Genomic DNA, 19,417 nt, shown 5'->3' on the forward strand with positions numbered 1-19,417 from the left:
GGGAGCGTACATTTGGCCCAACATAAAAAGCGCACCGCGGCAGCGGTGCGCTTTTCTATTTGAGCTGCGTTCGAAATCGCACCGTGGTGCGGTTCAGTCCTGCGACGGCTGGCCGATCTTGAAGCGGGTGATCTGCGGCAGGTCACGCAGATAACGGATCAGATCCGGCGCGCCAGCCAGCTTGAGCCCTTCGCCGATGGCGTTCGCAGTCGGGTCGCGTCTCTCCAGCAGGAGCAGCTCCGAGTTGCTGGTGTCGCGCAACAGCGTCAGGCGGGCGTAGGGGACATGGCTGTCCAGCAGCAGCGCCATGAATTCGCGATCGCTCCAGGCCTGCGCAGGCATGGTAACGGCATGGTAGTCCGCATCCAGCGCATGCAGGCCGGGACGGTCGAGTCGATATTCGGTGACGTTGGCGGGCAGTGATACTTCCAGCCCGCGCAGGCGAGCATAGGCCACGGCGGAGGCGAACGCTTCGAGGTGATGATCGCCGGCCCAGTAGAGGCGTTCGCCGAGCCAGCTGGCCTGACGCAGCTCGATCGTTGCGCCTGTGTCGAAGCCGGGGAGGGCAGTGCCAAGGGCGCGGGCGAAGTCCTTGTAGCTGATGATGCGAACCTGCCGACATGCCGCTGTGCTGGCGAAGGCCTCGAAGGTCGGGTAGCTGGGCTCGTTCTTGCGCTGCGCGCCGAAGCCGTCGACCTGGCGCAGGTCGACCAGCGTTTGCACGCTGAGCTTGCTTACCAGCCGGGTCAGGGCAGCGTGGGCACGTGCCTTGTCCTCCTGAACCGGACCGGACAGCGCACCGCGCGGCAGCTCCAGGAGGCGTTGCAGGCACGGACCATCGTTCCAGAAGATGCTCGGTTCGGGCTCGGGCAGGTGCGCGAATGGCAACTGCAGACCGCTGGCGCGTTCCTGTACGGGAAGCGCGGACTTCGAGCGCAGCCCGAGGCGTTGCGCAAGTCTGGCGATTTGAGATGTCAATGAAGGCATGGGCTCGGGCAGGCTCATCATGATGCTTGAGCTCTCAGGGCTACGGCCGAAGTGTGGCAGACCTGTGGCATTTGCGCACGGGCTTTGCACCGCGCGTGCCGATGCCACGCGCACCAGGGGCGGCCAATCATGGCGTGTCGATGTGGCAATATCGCTGGGTAGATCACTGAGGAGCCTCCATGCCAAATCTGGTGCTGGATATCGCGCTATCCGCCGAACGAATGAAAGCGGTATACCAAGGCCATGCGAATCGCATCCTGATCCGAAGTCGCGATGGCACGCGGGTCAGCCTGCCTGCGCATCATCTGCGCCCGTTTCTGACCCACGAAGGCGTATATGGTTCCTTCGAGCTCGAGTTTGCCGAACAGGGTCAGTTGCTGGGCTTGCGGCGGCTGAAATGACGCGCCTCGCCGACTGCTGGCGACGCCCGTATTTCATCACCCGCCGCTGCGGCTGTACGGACCTCGGGCTGCTATACTCCGCGTCCACCTTTACCGAGACTTTAGGCTGCGTATGTATAACCTGGCCCGCCAGCTGTTGTTCAAGTTATCTCCGGAAACTTCCCACGAACTTTCCCTCGAGCTGATTGGCGCGGGCGGCCGTCTCGGGCTGAATGCGATGCTTAGCAAGCCGCCGGCCAGCCTGCCAGTGCGGGTGATGGGGCTGGACTTTCCCAACCCGGTAGGTCTGGCCGCGGGGCTGGACAAGAACGGTGAGGCCATTCGCGGGCTGTCGCAGCTGGGCTTCGGCTTCATCGAGGTCGGCACCGTGACGCCGCGTCCGCAGCCCGGCAACCCGAAGCCGCGAATCTTCCGCCTGCCGGAAGCCGAGGCGATCATCAATCGCATGGGCTTCAACAACCACGGTGTCGATGCCTTGCTGGCTCGTGTCGAAGCGGCCAAGTTCAAAGGCGTGCTGGGGATCAACATCGGCAAGAATTTCGACACCCCCGTCGAGCGCGCCGATGAGGATTATCTGCTCTGCCTGGACAAGGTCTACCACCACGCCAGCTATGTCACTGTGAACGTCAGTTCGCCCAATACTCCGGGCCTGCGCAGCCTGCAGTTCGGCGACTCGCTCAAGCAGTTGCTCGACGCGTTGCGGCTGCGTCGTGAAGATCTGGAGATCATGCATGGCAAGCGTGTACCGCTGGCCATCAAGATCGCGCCGGACATGACCGATGAAGAAACCGCGCTGGTGGGGGAGGCCGTGTTCCAGGCGGGAATGGACGCGATCATCGCCACCAATACCACCCTCGGCCGCGAAGGCGTCGCCGGCCTGGCGCATGCCGATGAGGCAGGTGGCCTGTCCGGCGCGCCGGTACGGGACAAGAGCACCCATACGGTGAAAGTGCTGGCACAGACGCTGGGCGGGCGACTGCCAATCATCGCCGTAGGCGGTATCACCGAGGGTCGTCACGCGGCCGAGAAGATCGAGGCGGGTGCCAGCCTGGTCCAGTTGTACTCAGGCTTCATCTACAAGGGACCGGCACTGATCCGCGAGGCGGTGGATGCCATCGCGGCGCTGCGTTCGCAGGCGAAGTAGGTGGTGGGAAGGGGCTCCTGTTTGGAGCCCCTGGGCTTCTAGCCCGCCGCCCGGGTAGGGCGTGCCGTATCAAGTCGGGTGGATCGGTAAATCAGCCGACCGCGTGAAGTTCGTTGAGTCTATGCAGACCGGCCGTGCCGGTCAGACCATCCCAGTTGTCGCCGCGACCCTCCCGCCAGCCGTTGATCCAGGCTTGGCGAACTTGGGGATGGGAGAAGGGACAGAGGTCGCGAGATTTGCCATGTATGCCATGTTGATAACCGCGCAGAAATGCTCGTTCCATCGGATCACGCTTGAGTCTTCTCATTGGGTATTGCCCTCAGTGGTTGACTGGTGTTCCTGTGGCCTCATGGCGAGACCGGGCAGATAGACTGCCGATTGAAGCGCGCTGCCGGCGTGGCGCGCCTCGCCGACATCCTTGCGATGACGGCCTGAGGTGAGTTCTAACCCAATGCCCCTGAGGCTGGAATGATCGTTTTGTCATAAGTAGGTAACGAATCTATGGTTCTGCCCATAAGCCGGAGTCGGCGAGGCATCTGAAGTGCACGCCCGGCCGCCCCGCCTAATTGCCAGCCATCTTTTTCTTGCCATTCATTTTTTGTTTGTTGCTGCGTTTGTTCCGACGAAAGGGTCGTAGCGGCCCGCAGCACTTTTTCTGGAAACGCCATGACCGATCGCCATGAACTGATCCTGACCTGCCCCAAGGGGCTCGAAGGCCTTTTGCTTGAGGAGGCCACCGCGCTTGGTCTGGAGGAGGGGCGCGAACAGACTTCTGCCGTTCGCGGGTATGGCGCATTGGAGGTGGGCTATCGGCTTTGCCTGTGGTCACGCCTGGCCAACCGCGTGCTGCTGGTGATCAGTCGCTTCCCGACGGTCGATGCCGAGACGCTCTACCAGGGCGTGCACGCCGTCGATTGGGCCGAGCACCTGCTGCCATCCGGCAGCCTGGCCGTGGAGTTCAGCGGGCGTGGTTCGGGGATCGACAACACGCATTTCGGTGCGCTCAAGGTCAAGGATGCCATCGTCGACCGGCTGCGCAGCGCATCGGGCGAGCGGCCAAGCATCGATAAGCTCGACCCCGACCTGCGGGTGCACCTGCGCCTGGACAAGGGGCAGGCCGTGCTCTCGCTGGACCTATCCGGTCACAGCCTGCATCAACGCGGCTATCGTCTGCAGCAAGGTGCTGCACCACTGAAGGAAAACCTTGCCGCCGCCATCCTGATCCGCGCCGGCTGGCCGCGCATCGCCGCCGCTGGTGGTGCGCTGACCGACCCCATGTGCGGTGTGGGTACCTTCCTGGTGGAAGGCGCGATGATGGCGGCCGATATCGCCCCCAATCTCAAGCGCGAACGCTGGGGCTTCAGCGCCTGGCTGGGGCATGTGCCGGCGCTGTGGAATCGCCTGCACGCCGACGCCCAGGCGCGCGCGGAGGCCGGTTTGGCCAGACCACCGCTGTGGATTCGTGGCTACGAAGCCGATCCGCGTCTGATCCAGCCTGGTCGCAACAACATCGAGCGCGCCGGACTGTCGAGCTGGATTCGTATCTACCAGGGTGACGTCGGGAGTTTCGAGCCGCGCCCAGACCAGAACCAGAAGGGGCTGGTCATCTGCAACCCGCCTTACGGCGAACGCCTGGGTAACGAGGCCAGCCTTCTTTATCTCTACCAGAACCTGGGCGAGCGCCTGCGCCAGGCCTGCCTGGGTTGGGAGGCTGCAGTGTTCACTGCCGCACCGGACCTCGGCAAACGCATGGGTATCCGCAGCCACAAGCAGTACGCCTTCTGGAACGGCGCACTGCCGTGCAAACTGCTACTGATCAAGGTCGAGCTGGACCAGTTCGTTACCGGTCAGCGCGCTGGCTCCACCGAGCCACAGCCTCAGCAGGCTCCGGTGGAGCAGGCGCGTCTGAGCGAAGGTGGGCAGATGTTCGCCAACCGCTTGCAGAAGAACCTGCGGCAGCTCGGCAAATGGGCGCGTCGCGAAGGCATCGAGTGTTATCGACTGTACGACGCCGATATGCCGGAGTACGCATTGGCGGTCGATCTGTATCGCGATTGGGTGCATGTGCAGGAATATGCTCCGCCACGCTCCATCGATCCGGACAAGGCCCAGGCTCGCCTGCTCGATGCCCTGGCGGCTATTCCGCAGGCGCTGGGCATTGCGCGCGAGAAGGTGGTGGTCAAACGTCGCGAGCGCCAGAGCGGCACTCGCCAGTACGAGCGCCAGGCCTCCCAGGGTGAATTTCTCGAAGTCAGCGAGGGTGGCGTCAAGCTGCTGGTCAACCTGACCGACTACCTGGATACCGGCCTGTTCCTCGACCATCGCCCGCTGCGCCTGCGCATACAGCGCGAAGCGGCCGGCAAGCGCTTTCTCAATCTGTTCTGCTATACCGCAACGGCAACCGTGCACGCGGCCAAGGGCGGCGCCCGCAGCACTACCAGTGTCGACCTGTCCAGGACCTATCTGGACTGGGCGCGGCGCAACCTTTCGCTCAACGGCTTCTCGGACCGCCAGCGGCTGGAGCAGGGAGACGTGATGGCCTGGCTGGAAGCGGATCGCGGCGAATACGACCTGATCTTCATCGACCCGCCGACCTTCTCCAACTCCAAGCGCATGGAGGGCGTGTTCGACGTGCAGCGTGACCACGTTGCACTGCTCGACCTGGCGATGGCGCGGCTGGCTACCGGCGGGACGCTGTATTTCTCCAACAACTTCCGCAAGTTCGTGCTGGACGCGAGCCTGATGGATCGTTACGCAGTAGAGGAAATCACGGCTTCAACGCTGGATGAGGACTTCCGCCGCAATCCGCGAATCCACCGTGCCTGGAAACTCCAGGCACGGTGATGACGGTTCTGCGCGGGCCTCAGGCAGGCCCGCTCTTTCTGTAGCGATCAGCGCTGAGCGGTGCTTTCGCTGCGCTGGTTGTACAGGCTGACCAGCACCTGATCCAGGATCGACGAGGCGCCCCATGGACGTGGGTGGTTGAGGATCGCCACCACCGCCCAGACATTGCCGTCGCCGTCTCGACTGTAGCCCGCGATCGCGCGCACGGTATTCAGCGTGCCCGTCTTCACGTGTGCCTTGCCGGCGACCGGCGTGTTGCGCAGACGCTTGCGCATGGTGCCGTCCACGGCCGCCAAAGGCATCGAGGAGATGAACTCGGCCGAGTAGGGGCTGCGCCAGGCGGCCTGCAGCAAACTCGCCAGTTCACGCGCGCTGACCCGCTCGGCACGGGAAAGGCCGGAGCCGTTTTCGATCACCAGGTGCGGGGAAATCAGCCCTTTCTTGGCCAGCCATTGGCGGATCACTCGCTGTGCCGCCTTGGCGTCATCGGCATCCGCTTCGTTGCGGAACGCCGCACCCAGGCTCAGGAACAGCTGCTTGGCCATGGTGTTGTTGCTGTACTTGTTGACGTCACGAATGATCTCGGTGAGGTCCGGGGAGTAGGCCCTGGCCAGCAGGCGGGCGCTGCTCGGTACCTGGGCGACACGATCAGTGCCCAGGATGCTGCCGCCGAGTTCGCCCCAGATCGCCCGCACCGCGCCTGCGGCATAGCGTTCGTGGTCCAGCAGGGAAAGATAGGTCTGCGCGCTGCAACCAGCGGCGAGCTTGCCCGTGACCACCACGGTGACCCCGTCGCCGTCGGCAACGGGGTTGTACAGCACCTCTGGCCAGCCTGGGCATTTGGCTGCCGGCAAGGCCTGAACGCGGTTGTCGATGCGGACGCTGGCAATGGGCGGCTCCACCGCCACGTTCACCTTGCCCCCATCGTTGCGGACGATGAAGCGCAGCGCCTTGAGGTTGACCAGTAGCGAATCGGGGCCGACCAGGAACGGCTTGTTCTGGTCGCCGCCGTCATCGTCGAATACCGGCAGGTCGGGCTGGACGAAGTGGCTGCGATCCAGCACCAGATCGCCAGTGACTTTGCTAACGCCGTTGGCGCGCAGATCGCGCAACAGCAGCCAGAGCTTCTCCATGTTCAGCTTTGGGTCGCCGCCACCTTTCAGATAAAGATTGCCGTTAAGCACGCCGTCCACTAGCGGACCATCGGAATAGAACTCGGTTTTCCATTGGTGGTTGGGGCCGAGCAGTTCGAGCGCAGCATAGGTCGTGACCAACTTCATCGTCGAAGCCGGATTGACCGAGACGTCCGCATTGACGTACGTCGGCGCGGCGTCGCCGGTGAGCGGCAGCATGACCACCGACAGCGCATCGCTGTTGATCTTGTTGGCCTTCAATGCCTGCTCTACACGGGCAGGCAGCGTCTGGTTCACGCCGGCCGCATGAATCGGTAGCGCAATGGGCAAGGCCAGAACGGCCAAGGAGATACCACGAAGGATTCTGTTCATTTGCGAGCGCCTCTGAGCGCACACAGGGGGCTGCTGGTGATTCGATTCGGCATGCGATTTCCCACTGCACTAAGGGAACGATTGCGGGCCATTATGCCCGGCCCGTAGAGGCGCTGTGCCTCTATCCGATAAGCGTAGCTGCGTCGCAGGGGTTACTGCAAAACAAGATGGCGAGCCGTTGCGGCGGCGGTTCTCGGTCATCGCCTTGGCATCGGGTTGCTGTTAGAGTGCGCGCCGTCATCACGTTGAAAAAAGGATCGATCCAATGGCTACCAATCGTTCGCGTCGCCTGCGCAAGAAACTCTGTGTCGATGAGTTCCAAGAGCTGGGCTTCGAGATCAATCTCACCTATCGCGAAGGTATCGAAAGCAAGGCCGTGGATGACTTCCTCGAAGCATTCATCAGCGAGGCGATGGAAGCCAACGAGCTTGGTTATATCGGCGGTGAAGACTACGGTTTCGTCTGCCTGGCGCGCCGTGGTTCGGTCACCGAAGAGCAGCGTGCCAAGGTGGATGCCTGGCTGAAAGGCCGCAGCGAGCTTGCTGAGTACAACGTCAGCCCGCTGATGGATGTGTGGTATCCGGAAAACCCGATCAGGACCGAGAAGTAGTCTGCTCGTCGGTTCGTTGCGCTGCTGCCAGCTGGGCTTTCCTTCGTGAGCGCCTGGCCAGCAGCAGATGCAGCAGGTGCATCAGCGTTGCGATGAGCAACGCAACGCCCACGCCAAGGCTGGCATTGATGAGGCGTATCTGCGGCAGGTTCCAATCCTGCGCCAGGGTTTCTGCCAGCAGCAGGAAGAGCAGGGTGGTCTGCAGCACGAACAGCCCGTAGTGATTCGCCTGGAAGGCCCTGCCGAGCACAACCAGCGGCAGCAGGATCATCACCATCAGCGGCGGGTCGGCCAGGCCATGTCCGATGTAGATGAGGATGGCGGCGGCGGCCAGGATTCCGAGGCTGGCCTGCAGGGCGCGAACCAGGCTGCGCTCGAGGTCCATCTGCAATGTGGTGAACACCGCCAGCGTCAGCCAGTAGCCTCTCGGCAGCTGCGCCATGTTCACGATCACACCACCCAGCGCGCCGGCCAGCATGTAGGTCAGCGCGTGTACTCGCCATTGCCGGATCGGCGTCCGTCGAGCGTGCCGCCGCAGCACCCGCAGGATGCTCAGCAATCGCGGCATGTACGGCCACATACGCAAGCCATGCATGCCGCGCAGACCGAACGCCAGCAGCGTCACCCACAGACCGCCAAGCGCGAACAGCACGGCAATCGCATAGGGGTTGTTGAAATCGGCGACGCCATGCTGGCCCTGGCCGAGGCACAGGCAGATCGCCAGGCCGATGCCGAGTTTGCCGGCTTCGCTGCCATATCGTTGCAACCAGGCCAGAAGCAAACCGTAGAAGGCGAACAGGCCGAGGCTGATCAACGGGTGGGTGGCTGACCAGAAACCCAGGCCGGCACTACCGGCGCCCAGTGCGATAAGGAGCAGCATCCGCAGCATGCCGAAGCGATGAAGCGGATTGGCCTTGGCGGCCTGGAATGCACCTACCGTCGCCCAGAGAAAACCCGGGTGACCACTGAACAGGCCCAGCAACAGCGGCAGCGCACAGCCGAAGCCTGCGACCATCGCCGCGCCCCAGGCGGGGCGCCCGGGATGCCAGTGAATGCTTTGCCGCAACAGACGCTTCATGGGGTCAGACCGGGCTGGAGCGACCGGTCATTTCTCCGGCCATTTCCGTGGCGTAACTGTCGGTCATGCCGGCAATGAAATCGATCATTCGCAGAAACGACTGGTAGAGCGGTAGCTCGGGAGAGGGTGCGCTGCGTCCGAGCAGATCGAGGATCCGCTGGTTCTTGAATGAAGGTGTACCGCCGCGATGCTGTTCCAGCGCCGCCCCGCAGAAAGCGTTGAGCAGGATCTCCAGCGTCGTGTAGGCGCCGATCTCGTGCAGGGTCTTGCGTTTGTCCTGGAAAATCTTCTGGCGGGCCATCGCTTTCGCCTGCACCACGCAGGCCTTGGCAGGGCCATGCATATGCTCGACCAGGTCGCCCGGCAGTTCGCCGCGCAAGAGGTTATTCTGCTGTTCGACGAACGCAGCGGCAGCGGCATTGGTCAGGTGCTCGATGGCCTTGCCGCGCAGGATTGCCAGCTTGCGACGCCTGGAGTCGCCTGGGCCGAGTTGGCGATAGGTTTCCGGGATATCGTCGCCAACCAGCGCCAGCAGCAGTTCCTCGACTTCCGCGTACTCGAGCAGTTCCATTTCGAGGCCATCTTCGAGGTCGATCAGCCCGTAGCAGATGTCGTCCGCGGCCTCCATCAGATACACGAGGGGGTGGCGCCCCCAGCGCTGGTCGGCAACCTTCGGCAGGTTCAGCTTGTGTGCGATCTGCTCCAGCAACGGCAACTCGTTCTGGTAGCAACCGAACTTGTGTTTCTTGTACCCCAGCGCCTCGGCATGGCGAGACGTCCATGGGTATTTGAGATAGGTGCCCAGCGTGGCGTAGGTAAGCCGGGTGCCTCCGTCGAACTGGTGGTATTCGAGCTGCGTGAGCACGCGGAAACCCTGCGCATTGCCCTCGAAGTTGAGGAAGTCATTGCGCTGGGCGTCATCCATGTCGTCCAGCCAGCCGCGTCCTGCGGCCTGCTGGAACCAGTGGCGGATCGCGTCTTCGCCGGAATGGCCAAATGGCGGGTTACCGATGTCATGGGCGAGACAGGCTGATTGGACAATCATGCCGAGGTCGGCCGGGCTGCACCATTCGGGCAGGCTCTCGCGCAACACTTCGCCTACGCGCATGCCGAGCGAGCGCCCGACGCAACTGACTTCCAGCGAGTGAGTCAGGCGGGTATGGATGTGGTCGTTGCTGGAAACCGGATGCACCTGGGTCTTGCGCCCAAGCCGCCGGAACGCGCCGGAAAATATGACTCTATCGTGGTCCTTGTGAAAAGGACTTCGGCCCAGTTCCTCTGTGCTGTGAACGGACTTTCCAAGCCGTTCACGGTTAAGCAGCGTATGCCAATCCAAAAGGGGCTATCTCCTTGTAGCAACCGCCAGTGGTCTGGCATGCCGAGCAGCACGAGCCGGCTGCCTTAAAGGCGCATTCCATGACTTGTTATCGGTGCGCGGACACGAGCGTACAGCAGTTCTCGTCTGCAGGACCATATGGTGGCCATGCGACGTTTGCCGGAGCTAATGGCGCAGCTTGCGAATGAGCGGATAGAACGTGATGCCCAGGCGTGCGAGCTTGCCGACTTTACCCAGGCGCGGGCCGAAGAGGGCGAGCGCAGCGGTCACCGCCAACATCAGGGGGCCTTTGGTGTCGCGACCGGAAGAGGCGCCGCGGCTGCTCACGATCTGCTTGATGCGCCGCACGGGATGGGCAAGGGGCTGCCCGTGATAGAGGATCTGCTGACGATGCATCTCCATGCGCAGCCGAACCAGATCCTTGCGCATGGCCAGGTCGCTGGATGTGCTCAGAGGAAGGGTCATGGCAGTAAACGCTCCTGATTGCGGGCCAGCTCTTCGACCGTTGCCTGGAAGGGGGAAGCGCAGGCCTTGGCAAGCTTGATGGCTCGGCTGATACAGATCGCCATTGCCACCGCATAAATCGCACAAAGAACGAAAATGGCCGCGATGGGATTGCTCTCCCAGAACGCGATGACGATAGCTGCTGAAAGCCCCACCAGAATCAGCAGGCCCAGGATCAGGCTGATACTTGCCAGAAGAAACAGCCTGAATACGCGGCTGCGCTCTTCCTGGAGCTCTATTCCAATCAGCTCCAGATGCCCTTGAAGAAGGCCGACAACCGCGCCGCCCATTTTTTTCAGGGACGGTGCGGGTGCTTCATCGGAATATTTTGCTTCCATTGGCCTGCTTTCCTCCTTCAGCGACGCATGATCATGCCAAGAAGAAAGCCGGCGCCCGCAGCAATACCAATGGACTGCCAGGGGTGCGTTTGAACGTATTCTTCCGTGCACTGAATGGCTGCTTCACTCTGATCACGCAGCGTGTTTTCCTGCTCCTTCAACATTTCCCGGGCACGACTCATGTTGGCAGTAATTTTCCCGCGCAATTCTTCGGTCTGGCTTCCGGCGGTGTCCTGGGTGTGTTTGAGCAGGCGCTCGGTATCTGCGATAAGCGTGTGGAATTCTTCGATCAGTGCGTTCTGTGCAGCCTGAAGGTTGCGGCGGTGAGCTGATTTGTCGATCAGCGAGCCGGTAGAGCCAGCGGTTGCGTCAGGGATAGGGGTGTTATCACTGGTGCTGAAAGTGGATTCGGTAGACATCTGCTTGCTCCTTGGTGAAGTCATGGGAATGGTGACGGTACTTCAAGTTCGAGCATGACGGTGACGCAAGGTTCCCGCTTCGTTTTGAATGAAGCAGCGGAAAGCTGCGGTTACGGTGAGAAGTGAAATGACTCGGGTTTGTGTTGAGCGTGCAGTGAACCTCAGAAACGCCTGCGGTGATCCTACCCTTTAATTGCACAGCACTTTTATCACAGGCGGAATTGATAAAGCCTGTAATACGCAACCTTCCTGAAAAGAAAAACCCGCCGAAGCGGGTTTTCCTGTCTACAGCAGAGAGTGCAGTAGCCGCTATTACATCAGCGGGATGGTGTAGCTGACGATCAGACGGTTCTGATCAACATCGCGGTTGTTGTTGCTGCGATATGTACCGTTACGCCATTTAACACCGAGATTCTTCAAGGCGCCTTCTTGGAATACGTAGCTGATATCGGTGTCGCGCTCCCACTCTTTACCACCGTTGGAGCCGTCAGTTCTATCGAAGCCATCACCGGTGATGTAGCGGGTCATCAGGATCAGGCCGGGAATGCCGATGGAGGCAAAGTTGAAGTCGTAGCGGGCCTGCCATGATTTTTCATCAGCTTTGGCAAAGGACGGACTAATCATTGCATAGTTCACCAGATAAGGATCGGACCAGCCGCCGACGTGGGCGAAGCCGGTATCACCATTCATTTCCTCATAGCCCAAGCCTAAGCTATGGCCGCTGACCGAGTAGGTGACCATTGCGCCCAAGGCCTTGTTGTCGACATTAGAAGAACCATCGTCTGTCGAGCGGATATAGCGCAGATCGGTTTTCAGCGACTGCTTCTCACCAAGCGGTAGAACATGAATCAGATTGAAAGAGTGCTGCTTGTAAGCTTCTTCAAGATTGCTGTAGTAATAGGCACCGGTAAGGTTGTCCATCAACTTGTAAGTAGCACCAGCAAAAATGAAATCATCAATGCTACCGCCGCCTAATGAAGCACCGTTCAGAATTGCTGTCAGGTCTTCATAGTTCGAGCTGTCACGCTGGTTAACTTCCGTTATGTAACCCGCATCTAATGTCAATCCTTCAACTTCATTGGAGACGATCTGTCCGCCTTTGAAGGTTTGTGGGAGCAGGCGACTGTCACTGCGGTGAAGAGCCATGTTCTTTGGCTCAAGCGTGCCAACTTTCAGAATTGTCTTGGAGATTTTTACTTTGGCAGTTAGGCCAAGCTGGGAATAATCATCGGGTGCAGACCCATCATTATCGACCGGCAGTAAGTTTGTTCCGGTGCGGTCAGGGCTGGAGTCGAGTTTTACCCCCAACAGACCCAGAGCATCGACGCCGAAGCCGACAGTGCCTTCGGTGAATCCTGACTCAACTCGTAGCAGGAAGCCCTGAGCCCACTCGTCTGCTTTAGATTTGGCTGCGCCGTCTTGGCGGTTATCACTGTTCATGTAGAAGTTACGCAACTCCAGGCCAGCCTTTGTATCTTCGATAAAAGCAGCTTGAGCCATGGAAGGAATGGCTAGGGTTGCTCCCAGAGTGGCCAGGGCCACGCCCCGGGCGATTGGGGTCTTGAGCATTTCTTGTTCTCCTCGTTGGATGATGCTCTGAAGGTCGCTCTTGCGGCGATATGCAATAAAACATTTCATCATTGTTTCAGCCTTTAGACCTTAGTCTTTAGGGCTGGGGCGTCAAGGTCAGGAGTGGTTTGTTCGATAGTCTCGTTAGGCTACAAAACGTCTTACCACTTCCGGCCCGCCGGATTATTGTTCTGGTGGGCAGCCGAATCCTAACGGTTTGATGGCCACTAGTCGAATGCCGAAGTCAAACTCTTGTTTGAGTGAGGGTGGTGTCTCGTTTTTTGACCTGCACCGAACGTGGTGGGCCAGCCGACTGCCAATTGCTCGGTAATCAACCTGCTAGAATCAGTCGCTCGACAAATCCTTCGACGGGCCGCCGTGATGCTTCCTGAATGCCAGCTGTTTGGAACCCTGGGCTGTCACCTGTGTGAGCAGGCTGAAGCGGTCGTGATGCCGCTGGTGGAGCACGGGCTGCTGGTGGAGCTGCTGGACGTGGCGGACAGGGTGGAATGGGTCGAGGATTACGGCCTGCGTATTCCCGTACTGCGTCGGGTGGATACGGGGGCGGAGTTGGATTGGCCGTTTGAAGTTGAGCAGGTTGTCCGCTTTCTTGAATGATTGAAGAGCGGCAAAATGTCGCCAGGCCAAAACAGAAAAACCGGCTGCAAGAGCCGGTTTTAGATACATCAGATAGCACGCCAAAAAGCGCTGATATCGGGAAATGGTCGGAGCGACTGGATTCGAACCAGCGACCTTCTCGTCCCGAACGAGACGCGCTACCAAGCTGCGCTACGCTCCGAAGATGGCGCGCATTCTACAGAAAAAGTTTTGTCGCACAAGACGTTACGCCGGATTTTTTCACACGCCGTGCTGGCCCGGTGAGGCATGCTGAGGCTTGTCGTGCTGTCTGATCCGAAGCCGACAGCACGACGTTCAGACTGATCAGAGCTCGCGTACGGTGCGGACCTGATCCTTGTTCACTTTGCCCGGCTTGCCGTCGAGTTGCTCGTATTCATAGAACCCCGACTCGTCGTCGTAATCTGGGCGGTCCAGGGTCTGGATCTCGCGACCGTCGTTCAGGGTGATAACGCTCGGATTGGCGCAACCGGCCAATATGCCGAAGCTCAGCGCAAGAATGAGGGTGGGTAGGGTGCGTGTTTGCATGACGCTGTTCCTTCTGCGAGTAACGATAACCATCGGACGAAGCGCGCTACGATGAAGTTCCCAGCTCTGAACGGCTGGCTTTGAGAAGCTCCGGTGTGTTGAGGTTGGCCAGGCGAGGATCGTCTTTCCTGACTTGCAGTTCACGCGCGCCGAGCTTCAGCAGAATGCGTTGCGGGCTGCGCTCCCCGGCACGCCAGAAGGCGTCTATTTCTGCTCGCATGCTGGTAGGTATGACACAGAACAGCGGCTCCCATTGTTCGCCGCAGCGGAGCATCACGGGTTGGTCGGGCGTGCTGATTGCTGCCGAGTACAGTGAATGCAGCAGAGGACGATCTACAAGGGGGGTATCGCATGGCAGCAGGAGCAGCCAGCGGTGGCTCGCGGCGGCAAGTCCGGCGCGTATCCCTGCGAGCGGGCCAGGAAATCCGTCTTCGTCATCGCTGACCAGGCGGTCGGCATAGCCGGCGTAACGCGCGTGGTTCCGATTGCAAGACAGCAAGAGCTCATCGGTCAGTGGGCGGGCAACGTCATGCAGCCAGGCGATCAGTGGGCGACCTCGCCACTCCAGCAGCCCCTTATCCTGACCGCCCATACGCTGCCCGCGGCCTCCGGCCAGAAGCAGAATGGAGCAGGACTGGAAAGTTGAGTCGGTCATTGGGTGGCTCCTGAAGCGTGCAGTCGGACCGTGCCGGCAATCCTACGCAACTGTGGCGTCGCTGTCCGTCCGGCAGATACGGACATGCAGCCGTTGTGTCGCTAAACCATCGAGAAATCCTGTTGTCTATCTCCTCCATCCGCTTTCTACAGAGGGCGGTGTGCCGCCTGCTTATTGGCCGAAATACAAGGAGAACAGACAATGCAGGAGAGAAACGTTTGGGTTGATTATGCCAAGGCGATCGGAATCATTCTTGTTGTCTACGGGCATGTCGCGCGGGGCGTCTTCAATGCAGGGCTGCCCATGGATGAGGGTGAATTCGTGCTTGTGGACAGCATCATCTATAGCTTCCACATGCCGTTGTTCTTCTTCCTTTCCGGCTTGTTTTTTTTCGATTCGCTGCAAAAGCGGGGTAGGGGCGGCCTGATCATCAACAAGGTGGATACGATCGTTTATCCATTCATTGTCTGGTCCTTGCTGCAAGGGCTGTTCGAAGTCGTCCTGTCGAATTACACCAATGGCCAGGTCACCTTGACTGAGGTGTTCTCGTTGCTATGGATGCCGCGTGCCCAGTTCTGGTTCCTTTATGCCCTGTTCCTGGTGTTTCTGGTCTGCACGTTCCTGTATGCGAAAGCCGATCGCCGATACTTTCTACCGTTCGTGGTGCTGTTCGGGGTCCTGTTCGTCTTCCAGCAGGAACTGACGATCAACAACATGACGCGCTTCATCCTGGGTAACACGGTGTTCTTCGCGCTGGGTGTCTGGTTCAACGAAGTGAAGGCTTTTTTCCTGGCACGCTGCACGCAATTAACCGTGTTTTTCGGTGCGTTGTTCATTATCGGCCAGTATCTGTTTCATATCACATTTGGCATGAACTACACCGACGGCGGCCTGCCGGTGCTGGCTCTGGCAACGATATCCATCTTTTTTATGGTCGCGCTTTCGATGTGGCTTGGGCAATTCCGCGTCGACTGGTTTCTGTTTATCGGCGCGTCCTCGATGACGATCTACCTCATGCATATCCTGGCCGGGAGCGGCGTGCGGGTGATTCTCAGCAAGTTCCTAGGCATCGACTCGATTGCTGCACATCTCGTGGTCGGCACACTGATTGGGCTCGTTGCTCCGCTGCTGGCTCAGATCGTGATCAATCGTTTCAACCTGCACTTCCTGCTCACTCCGCCAAAGCGAATCTCCGCTTCCCATCTGCGTATGCGCAAGGCCGTGGCGTGATGCGCATCCGCTAGGTCCTCCCGACTGACCGCCAGAAGATACTGGCGGTCAGTCGGGCTCAGGTGCGGGTTCAGCCGCAGCTGACGCGTTCTATGGTCAGATTTGCGTCAGTATTGAGGTTCAGTCTCTGGGAGTTGTACTCCAGTGTAACGACGTCATCGGGCCGAAGTATTCGGGCTACATCGGCACCTGCCTTGTCCCTCGCCTGTTCCAGTAATTCGCGGGTTGCGACCTTGCCGACAAGGCTGCTCACCGCCTCTGAATTGCATTTGCCGTGTTGCTGGGTATTGGCTTGCTGGGCATTGTCGCCCGGGGTTGCAGTGGTTTGGCACCCACTTGCCAATGCTGCTCCCAGTGCTATCGATGCGAGAAAGCTGATTCGGTACACGAGTTCTCCTTTTGGTCGGTTCGCCGAAGCGCAACTATTATCAGAATTGCGAGCGGGTCAGTAAGGCGATTGAGATAACTGGCAGCTGTATTCGCCTGAAGCCTAAAAAAGAGGCTGTGGGCGGGAACCGAAGCGGCGTCATTTCGTCTTATTGCTTGATGGCGCTTTGCAATCCTGGCTGAAGAAAAACAAGGAGTTTCCGCTATGTTTACCTCCCCGTTACTCAAGCGTATCGCTACCGTACTGGCTGCTTTGCATATCCTGTTGGTGGCACAGATTCCCATGGCCCAGGCTGCCATGATCGGAACGCCGGAAGTGGTCGCCGAGCATCAGCAGCAAGTCGACAGACAGCAGTTGCTGACCATGCTGGAAGATCAGGACGTGCAAAAAAAGCTCGAGTCTATGGGCGTTGAGCGTGACCAAGTGGAAAAGCGTATCAACAGTCTGACCGCCGCAGAGCTGGCGCAATTCAACCAGCAGCTTGACCAAGCGCCGGCAGGCGCTGGTGTGGTTGGTGTGATCGTGCTGTTTCTGGTGATCTTCATCATCACCGACATGCTCTGCGCGACCAACATCTTCAACTTCGTCAACTGCATCAACCGTTGAGCCTGCGGTTAGCCCTGCTTGTATTGATCGGCCTGCTCGGGGCCTGTGCTCGTACGACAGTGACGCTTGTCGACGCCTCGCACCTCCCCGTTCGGGCCGAGTTGGCTGATGTACCGTTCTATCCGCAGGAAGACTTCCAGTGCGGGCCCGCTGCGCTGGCCACGATGCTGTCGCAACGGGGAATTGACGCGACACCCGATGCGTTGGTCGAGCAGGTTTACATCCCTCAGCGCAAGGGCAGTCTACAGGTGGAAATGGTGGCTGCTGCTCGCTCCGCCGGGCTGCTGGTCTACCCGCTGCGCCCCCGTCTGGAGGATGTTCTGACCGAGATCGCGTCGGGTAATCCGGTCCTTGTGTTGCAAAACCTAGCATTCGATCGATGGCCGCAGTGGCATTTCGCTGTGGTGGTGGGATTCGATCTTGAGCGGCAGGAGATCATCTTGCGTTCCGGTACCACGGAACGATGGGTTGGTGGATTTCGGGAGTTCGAACGATCCTGGGCCAAAGGCGGCCGTTGGGCTGTGCTCACCCTGACACCAGATCAGATTCCAGAGACTGCGCAGGAGGCCGTTTGGCTTCGCAGCGCCAGTGATATGGAGGAGGTCGGGCAACGGCGGGGTGCCCGGCAGGCATACGATGCCGCTACGGCGCGCTGGGGGTCAGCGCTGGCGTACTTCGCCTTGGCTAACAGCCAGTACGGTTCGGGTGAGATGCACGCTGCGGAGGCATCGTTGCGTGCCAGCGTGCGCGTGGACCAGAGGTTCGCGATCGGTTGGTTCAATCTGTCGCAGGTAATGGCCGAGCAGGGCTGCATCTCGGAGGCCCGGCAGGCTCGAGCCTGTTCGGCCCGACTTGCACCGGGTGATGACCGTCTAAAGGCGCCTTTGCCGGCTGCCGCAGAGCGGGCGGCTCGGCAATGCGCTCCGCCACCGTCGTGCCCGCTGCCTGTTCATTAGAACCCGATTCGGTCGCGCAGACTGTAGTACATGGCGCCGAGAGCGCTGAGCGGCGCCTGGAAGCGCTGACCGCCTGGGAACGGGTAATGCGGCAGGCTGGCGAAAGCATCGAAACGCTCGGCCTGGCCGCTCAGTGCTTCGGCGATCACTTTGCCGGCGACGTGGGTGTAGGTGACGCCGTGACCGCTGCAGCCTTGAGAGTAATAGATGTTGCTTCCCAGCCGTCCGACTTGCGGCAGGCGCGACAGCGTGAGCAGGAAGTTGCCCGTCCAGGCGTAGTCGACTTTCACATTCGCCAGCTGTGGGAATGTTTTCAGCATCTTCGGTCGGATGATCGAGGTGACATCAGCTGGATCTCGCGCACCATAAACGACCCCGCCTCCGTAGATGAGGCGCTTGTCTGCCGAGAGTCGGTAGTAGTCGAGCAGATAGTTGCAGTCCTCGACGCAGTAATCCTGGGGCAGAAGGCTGCGAGCGAGTTCCTCGTCAAGAGGCTCGGTAGCTATCACCTGGGTTCCGCAAGGCATCGATTTTGCCGCCAGTTCAGGGATCAGGCCGCCTAGGTACGCATTGCCTGCCACCACCACGAACCTAGCGCGAATACTCCCATCAGGCGTGTGCACTACCGGCTGCTCGCCGCGCTCGACGCGGATCGCTGGCGAGTTCTCATAGATGATGCCGCCGAGAGACTCGATCGCCGTAGCTTCTCCCAAGGCCAGATTGAGCGGGTGGATATGGCCGCCTTGTTTATCGAGCATGCCGCCGGCGTAGCGATCAGACGCTACAACTTGCTGGATATCATGCTGGTCCAGCAATTCGAGATGCTGGTAGCCGTATCGCTCCCATAGCGCCTTCTGCGCTTCGAGATGGTGCATCTGCTTCTTGTTGAAAGCAGCAAACACGCCGCCGTCTTTCAGGTCGCACCTGATGTGGTAGCGGGCGACCCGATCGCGGATGATCCTTCCGCCTTCAAATGCCATTTCGCCGATCAGCTTGGCGGCAGGCTCGCTGACGCTGCGCTCAATGCTGTCGAGGTCTCGGCTGTAGCTGTTGACGATCTGCCCGCCGTTGCGACCGGATGCGCCGAAGCCAACCTTCACGGCTTCCAGAACGGTGACGCTCAAGCCCTTCTCGAGCAGGAACAGGGCAGTGGACAGACCGGTGTAACCAGCGCCAATGACGCACACGTCGACCTGATGTTGATCAGCTAGCGCGGGGCGGGATACGGTTTGATTGGCGGTCGCAGCATAGTAGGAGGCTGGATAGTCCTTGTGCGGCATATTGCAATCTCTGTTCTAAATATTTTACGCATGCTAGCGCTTAACCGGCCGCCTTGCCAGGTAGGCCCAGCGATACGTGTGGATTTCCAAATTTTCCAAATATCAGTGAGTTAGCTGAAAAAACTGCTTGACTCTTTTTTTCATCCATTTAGAATGCGCCCCCATCGAAGGCACATAGCTCAGTTGGTTAGAGCACCACCTTGACATGGTGGGGGTCGTTGGTTCGAATCCAATTGTGCCTACCAATTCGAAAAAGGGTCGCGCAAGCGACCCTTTTTTTTGGCTTGCTTGCCAGCGCATCGGTGTTCTGGAAGCATCGCCAGTTGTATTTCCCAGTGACTTCGGTCCGGTCGAGAGTGAGCCTATCAGGCGCCTGCCATTGTACGGCAGGCCTGCTCGCCGG

At 59.8% G+C, this 19,417-nt stretch carries 21 protein-coding genes and 2 tRNA genes; 9 read left to right on the forward strand and 14 right to left on the reverse strand.

Annotated elements, in window-relative coordinates; translation table 11 throughout:
• Positions 1–93 precede the first annotated feature (93 nt).
• A complete protein-coding gene (locus P5703_RS08025) occupies positions 94–1,008 on the reverse strand; it encodes a DUF6685 family protein (protein WP_014596944.1) in 915 nt (304 codons plus the stop codon).
• Positions 1,009–1,166: 158 nt separating this feature from the next.
• Here P5703_RS08025 and P5703_RS08030 point away from each other — a divergent pair, with 158 nt between their 5' ends.
• A complete protein-coding gene (locus tag P5703_RS08030; protein WP_011913506.1) occupies positions 1,167–1,388 on the forward strand; it encodes a DUF2835 domain-containing protein in 222 nt (73 codons plus the stop codon).
• Positions 1,389–1,500: 112 nt separating this feature from the next.
• Positions 1,501–2,532: a quinone-dependent dihydroorotate dehydrogenase gene (locus P5703_RS08035; RefSeq protein WP_014596943.1), complete on the forward strand. Its 1,032-nt coding sequence runs from the start codon at positions 1,501–1,503 to the stop codon at positions 2,530–2,532.
• 91 nt (positions 2,533–2,623) lie between these two features.
• Here the strand turns inward: P5703_RS08035 and rmf are convergent, their stop codons facing one another.
• On the reverse strand, positions 2,624–2,839 hold the full coding sequence (gene rmf / locus P5703_RS08040) for a ribosome modulation factor (protein WP_011913504.1): 216 nt from the start codon (positions 2,837–2,839) through the stop codon (positions 2,624–2,626).
• A 359-nt stretch (positions 2,840–3,198) separates the two neighbouring features.
• Here rmf and rlmKL point away from each other — a divergent pair, with 359 nt between their 5' ends.
• Positions 3,199–5,376, forward strand: coding sequence for a bifunctional 23S rRNA (guanine(2069)-N(7))-methyltransferase RlmK/23S rRNA (guanine(2445)-N(2))-methyltransferase RlmL (rlmKL, locus tag P5703_RS08045; RefSeq protein ID WP_014596942.1), 2,178 nt, complete (start codon positions 3,199–3,201; stop codon positions 5,374–5,376).
• Positions 5,377–5,423: 47 nt separating this feature from the next.
• On the opposite strand, the gene dacB is transcribed toward rlmKL, so the two are convergent.
• Entirely contained in the window at positions 5,424–6,881 is a 1,458-nt protein-coding gene (dacB, locus tag P5703_RS08050) for a D-alanyl-D-alanine carboxypeptidase/D-alanyl-D-alanine endopeptidase (RefSeq protein WP_279642337.1), read from the reverse strand.
• Positions 6,882–7,146: 265 nt separating this feature from the next.
• Here dacB and P5703_RS08055 point away from each other — a divergent pair, with 265 nt between their 5' ends.
• On the forward strand, positions 7,147–7,491 hold the full coding sequence (locus tag P5703_RS08055) for a YggL family protein (protein ID WP_011913501.1): 345 nt from the start codon (positions 7,147–7,149) through the stop codon (positions 7,489–7,491).
• Here P5703_RS08055 and P5703_RS08060 read toward each other — a convergent pair.
• The 6 genes from P5703_RS08060 to P5703_RS08085 form a co-directional block, all read right to left on the reverse strand.
• Positions 7,475–8,569, reverse strand: a complete 1,095-nt coding sequence (locus tag P5703_RS08060; protein ID WP_013983010.1) for an FUSC family protein — start codon at positions 8,567–8,569, stop codon at positions 7,475–7,477. The genes P5703_RS08055 and P5703_RS08060 overlap by 17 nt on opposite strands.
• 4 nt (positions 8,570–8,573) lie before the next feature.
• A complete protein-coding gene (locus P5703_RS08065; RefSeq protein ID WP_014596939.1) occupies positions 8,574–9,905 on the reverse strand; it encodes a deoxyguanosinetriphosphate triphosphohydrolase in 1,332 nt (443 codons plus the stop codon).
• Positions 9,906–10,070: 165 nt separating this feature from the next.
• Positions 10,071–10,370: a hypothetical protein gene (locus tag P5703_RS08070; protein WP_045632258.1), complete on the reverse strand. Its 300-nt coding sequence runs from the start codon at positions 10,368–10,370 to the stop codon at positions 10,071–10,073.
• Positions 10,367–10,747, reverse strand: coding sequence for a phage holin family protein (locus tag P5703_RS08075; protein WP_014596937.1), 381 nt, complete (start codon positions 10,745–10,747; stop codon positions 10,367–10,369). The genes P5703_RS08070 and P5703_RS08075 overlap by 4 nt, the downstream gene beginning before the upstream one ends.
• A gap of 17 nt (positions 10,748–10,764) precedes the next feature.
• Positions 10,765–11,166, reverse strand: coding sequence for an ElaB/YgaM/YqjD family protein (locus tag P5703_RS08080; RefSeq protein ID WP_014596936.1), 402 nt, complete (start codon positions 11,164–11,166; stop codon positions 10,765–10,767).
• A gap of 312 nt (positions 11,167–11,478) precedes the next feature.
• Positions 11,479–12,735 (reverse strand): OprD family porin, encoded by a 1,257-nt coding sequence (locus tag P5703_RS08085; RefSeq protein WP_285586068.1) that lies wholly within the window; start codon positions 12,733–12,735, stop codon positions 11,479–11,481.
• A gap of 381 nt (positions 12,736–13,116) precedes the next feature.
• On the opposite strand from P5703_RS08085, the gene P5703_RS08090 reads away from it, so the two are divergent.
• The gene (locus tag P5703_RS08090) at positions 13,117–13,353 is read left to right on the forward strand and encodes a glutaredoxin family protein (protein ID WP_003298348.1); all 237 of its coding nucleotides are present in this window, start codon (positions 13,117–13,119) and stop codon (positions 13,351–13,353) included.
• A 104-nt stretch (positions 13,354–13,457) separates the two neighbouring features.
• Here the strand turns inward: P5703_RS08090 and P5703_RS08095 are convergent.
• The 3 genes from P5703_RS08095 to mobA all read right to left on the reverse strand — a co-directional run bounded on the left by P5703_RS08095 (position 13,458) and on the right by mobA (position 14,554).
• Positions 13,458–13,534, reverse strand: a tRNA-Pro gene (locus tag P5703_RS08095).
• Between the two features lie 143 nt (positions 13,535–13,677).
• Positions 13,678–13,899 carry a YgdI/YgdR family lipoprotein gene (locus tag P5703_RS08100; protein WP_013983005.1) on the reverse strand — a complete coding sequence of 74 codons (222 nt, stop codon included), beginning with the start codon at positions 13,897–13,899 and terminating at the stop codon, positions 13,678–13,680.
• Between the two features lie 46 nt (positions 13,900–13,945).
• Complete coding sequence (gene mobA, locus P5703_RS08105) at positions 13,946–14,554, reverse strand: molybdenum cofactor guanylyltransferase MobA (protein ID WP_013983004.1); 609 nt, start codon at positions 14,552–14,554, stop codon at positions 13,946–13,948.
• Between the two features lie 201 nt (positions 14,555–14,755).
• On the opposite strand from mobA, the gene P5703_RS08110 reads away from it, so the two are divergent.
• Positions 14,756–15,784, forward strand: coding sequence for an acyltransferase family protein (locus tag P5703_RS08110; protein WP_079328858.1), 1,029 nt, complete (start codon positions 14,756–14,758; stop codon positions 15,782–15,784).
• 70 nt (positions 15,785–15,854) lie between these two features.
• Here P5703_RS08110 and P5703_RS08115 read toward each other — a convergent pair whose 3' ends face one another.
• Positions 15,855–16,172 carry an I78 family peptidase inhibitor gene (locus P5703_RS08115; RefSeq protein ID WP_045632257.1) on the reverse strand — a complete coding sequence of 106 codons (318 nt, stop codon included), beginning with the start codon at positions 16,170–16,172 and terminating at the stop codon, positions 15,855–15,857.
• Positions 16,173–16,376: 204 nt separating this feature from the next.
• Here P5703_RS08115 and P5703_RS08120 point away from each other — a divergent pair, with 204 nt between their 5' ends.
• On the forward strand, positions 16,377–16,778 hold the full coding sequence (locus tag P5703_RS08120; RefSeq protein WP_011913489.1) for a PA2779 family protein: 402 nt from the start codon (positions 16,377–16,379) through the stop codon (positions 16,776–16,778).
• Positions 16,775–17,734 carry a PA2778 family cysteine peptidase gene (locus tag P5703_RS08125; protein WP_279645399.1) on the forward strand — a complete coding sequence of 320 codons (960 nt, stop codon included), beginning with the start codon at positions 16,775–16,777 and terminating at the stop codon, positions 17,732–17,734. The genes P5703_RS08120 and P5703_RS08125 overlap by 4 nt, the downstream gene beginning before the upstream one ends.
• Here P5703_RS08125 and P5703_RS08130 read toward each other — a convergent pair.
• On the reverse strand, positions 17,731–19,014 hold the full coding sequence (locus tag P5703_RS08130) for an NAD(P)/FAD-dependent oxidoreductase (protein WP_285586071.1): 1,284 nt from the start codon (positions 19,012–19,014) through the stop codon (positions 17,731–17,733). The two genes, P5703_RS08125 and P5703_RS08130, sit on opposite strands and share 4 nt — an antisense overlap.
• Positions 19,015–19,182: 168 nt before the next feature.
• Between P5703_RS08130 and P5703_RS08135 the strand changes: the two genes are divergently transcribed.
• Positions 19,183–19,259 (forward strand) — tRNA-Val (locus P5703_RS08135).
• Positions 19,260–19,417: the final 158 nt, after the last annotated feature.

Origin of the sequence: Stutzerimonas sp. FeSN7 (assembly GCF_030263795.1) — a bacterium.
Taxonomy (GTDB): Bacteria; Pseudomonadota; Gammaproteobacteria; order Pseudomonadales; family Pseudomonadaceae; genus Stutzerimonas; species Stutzerimonas stutzeri.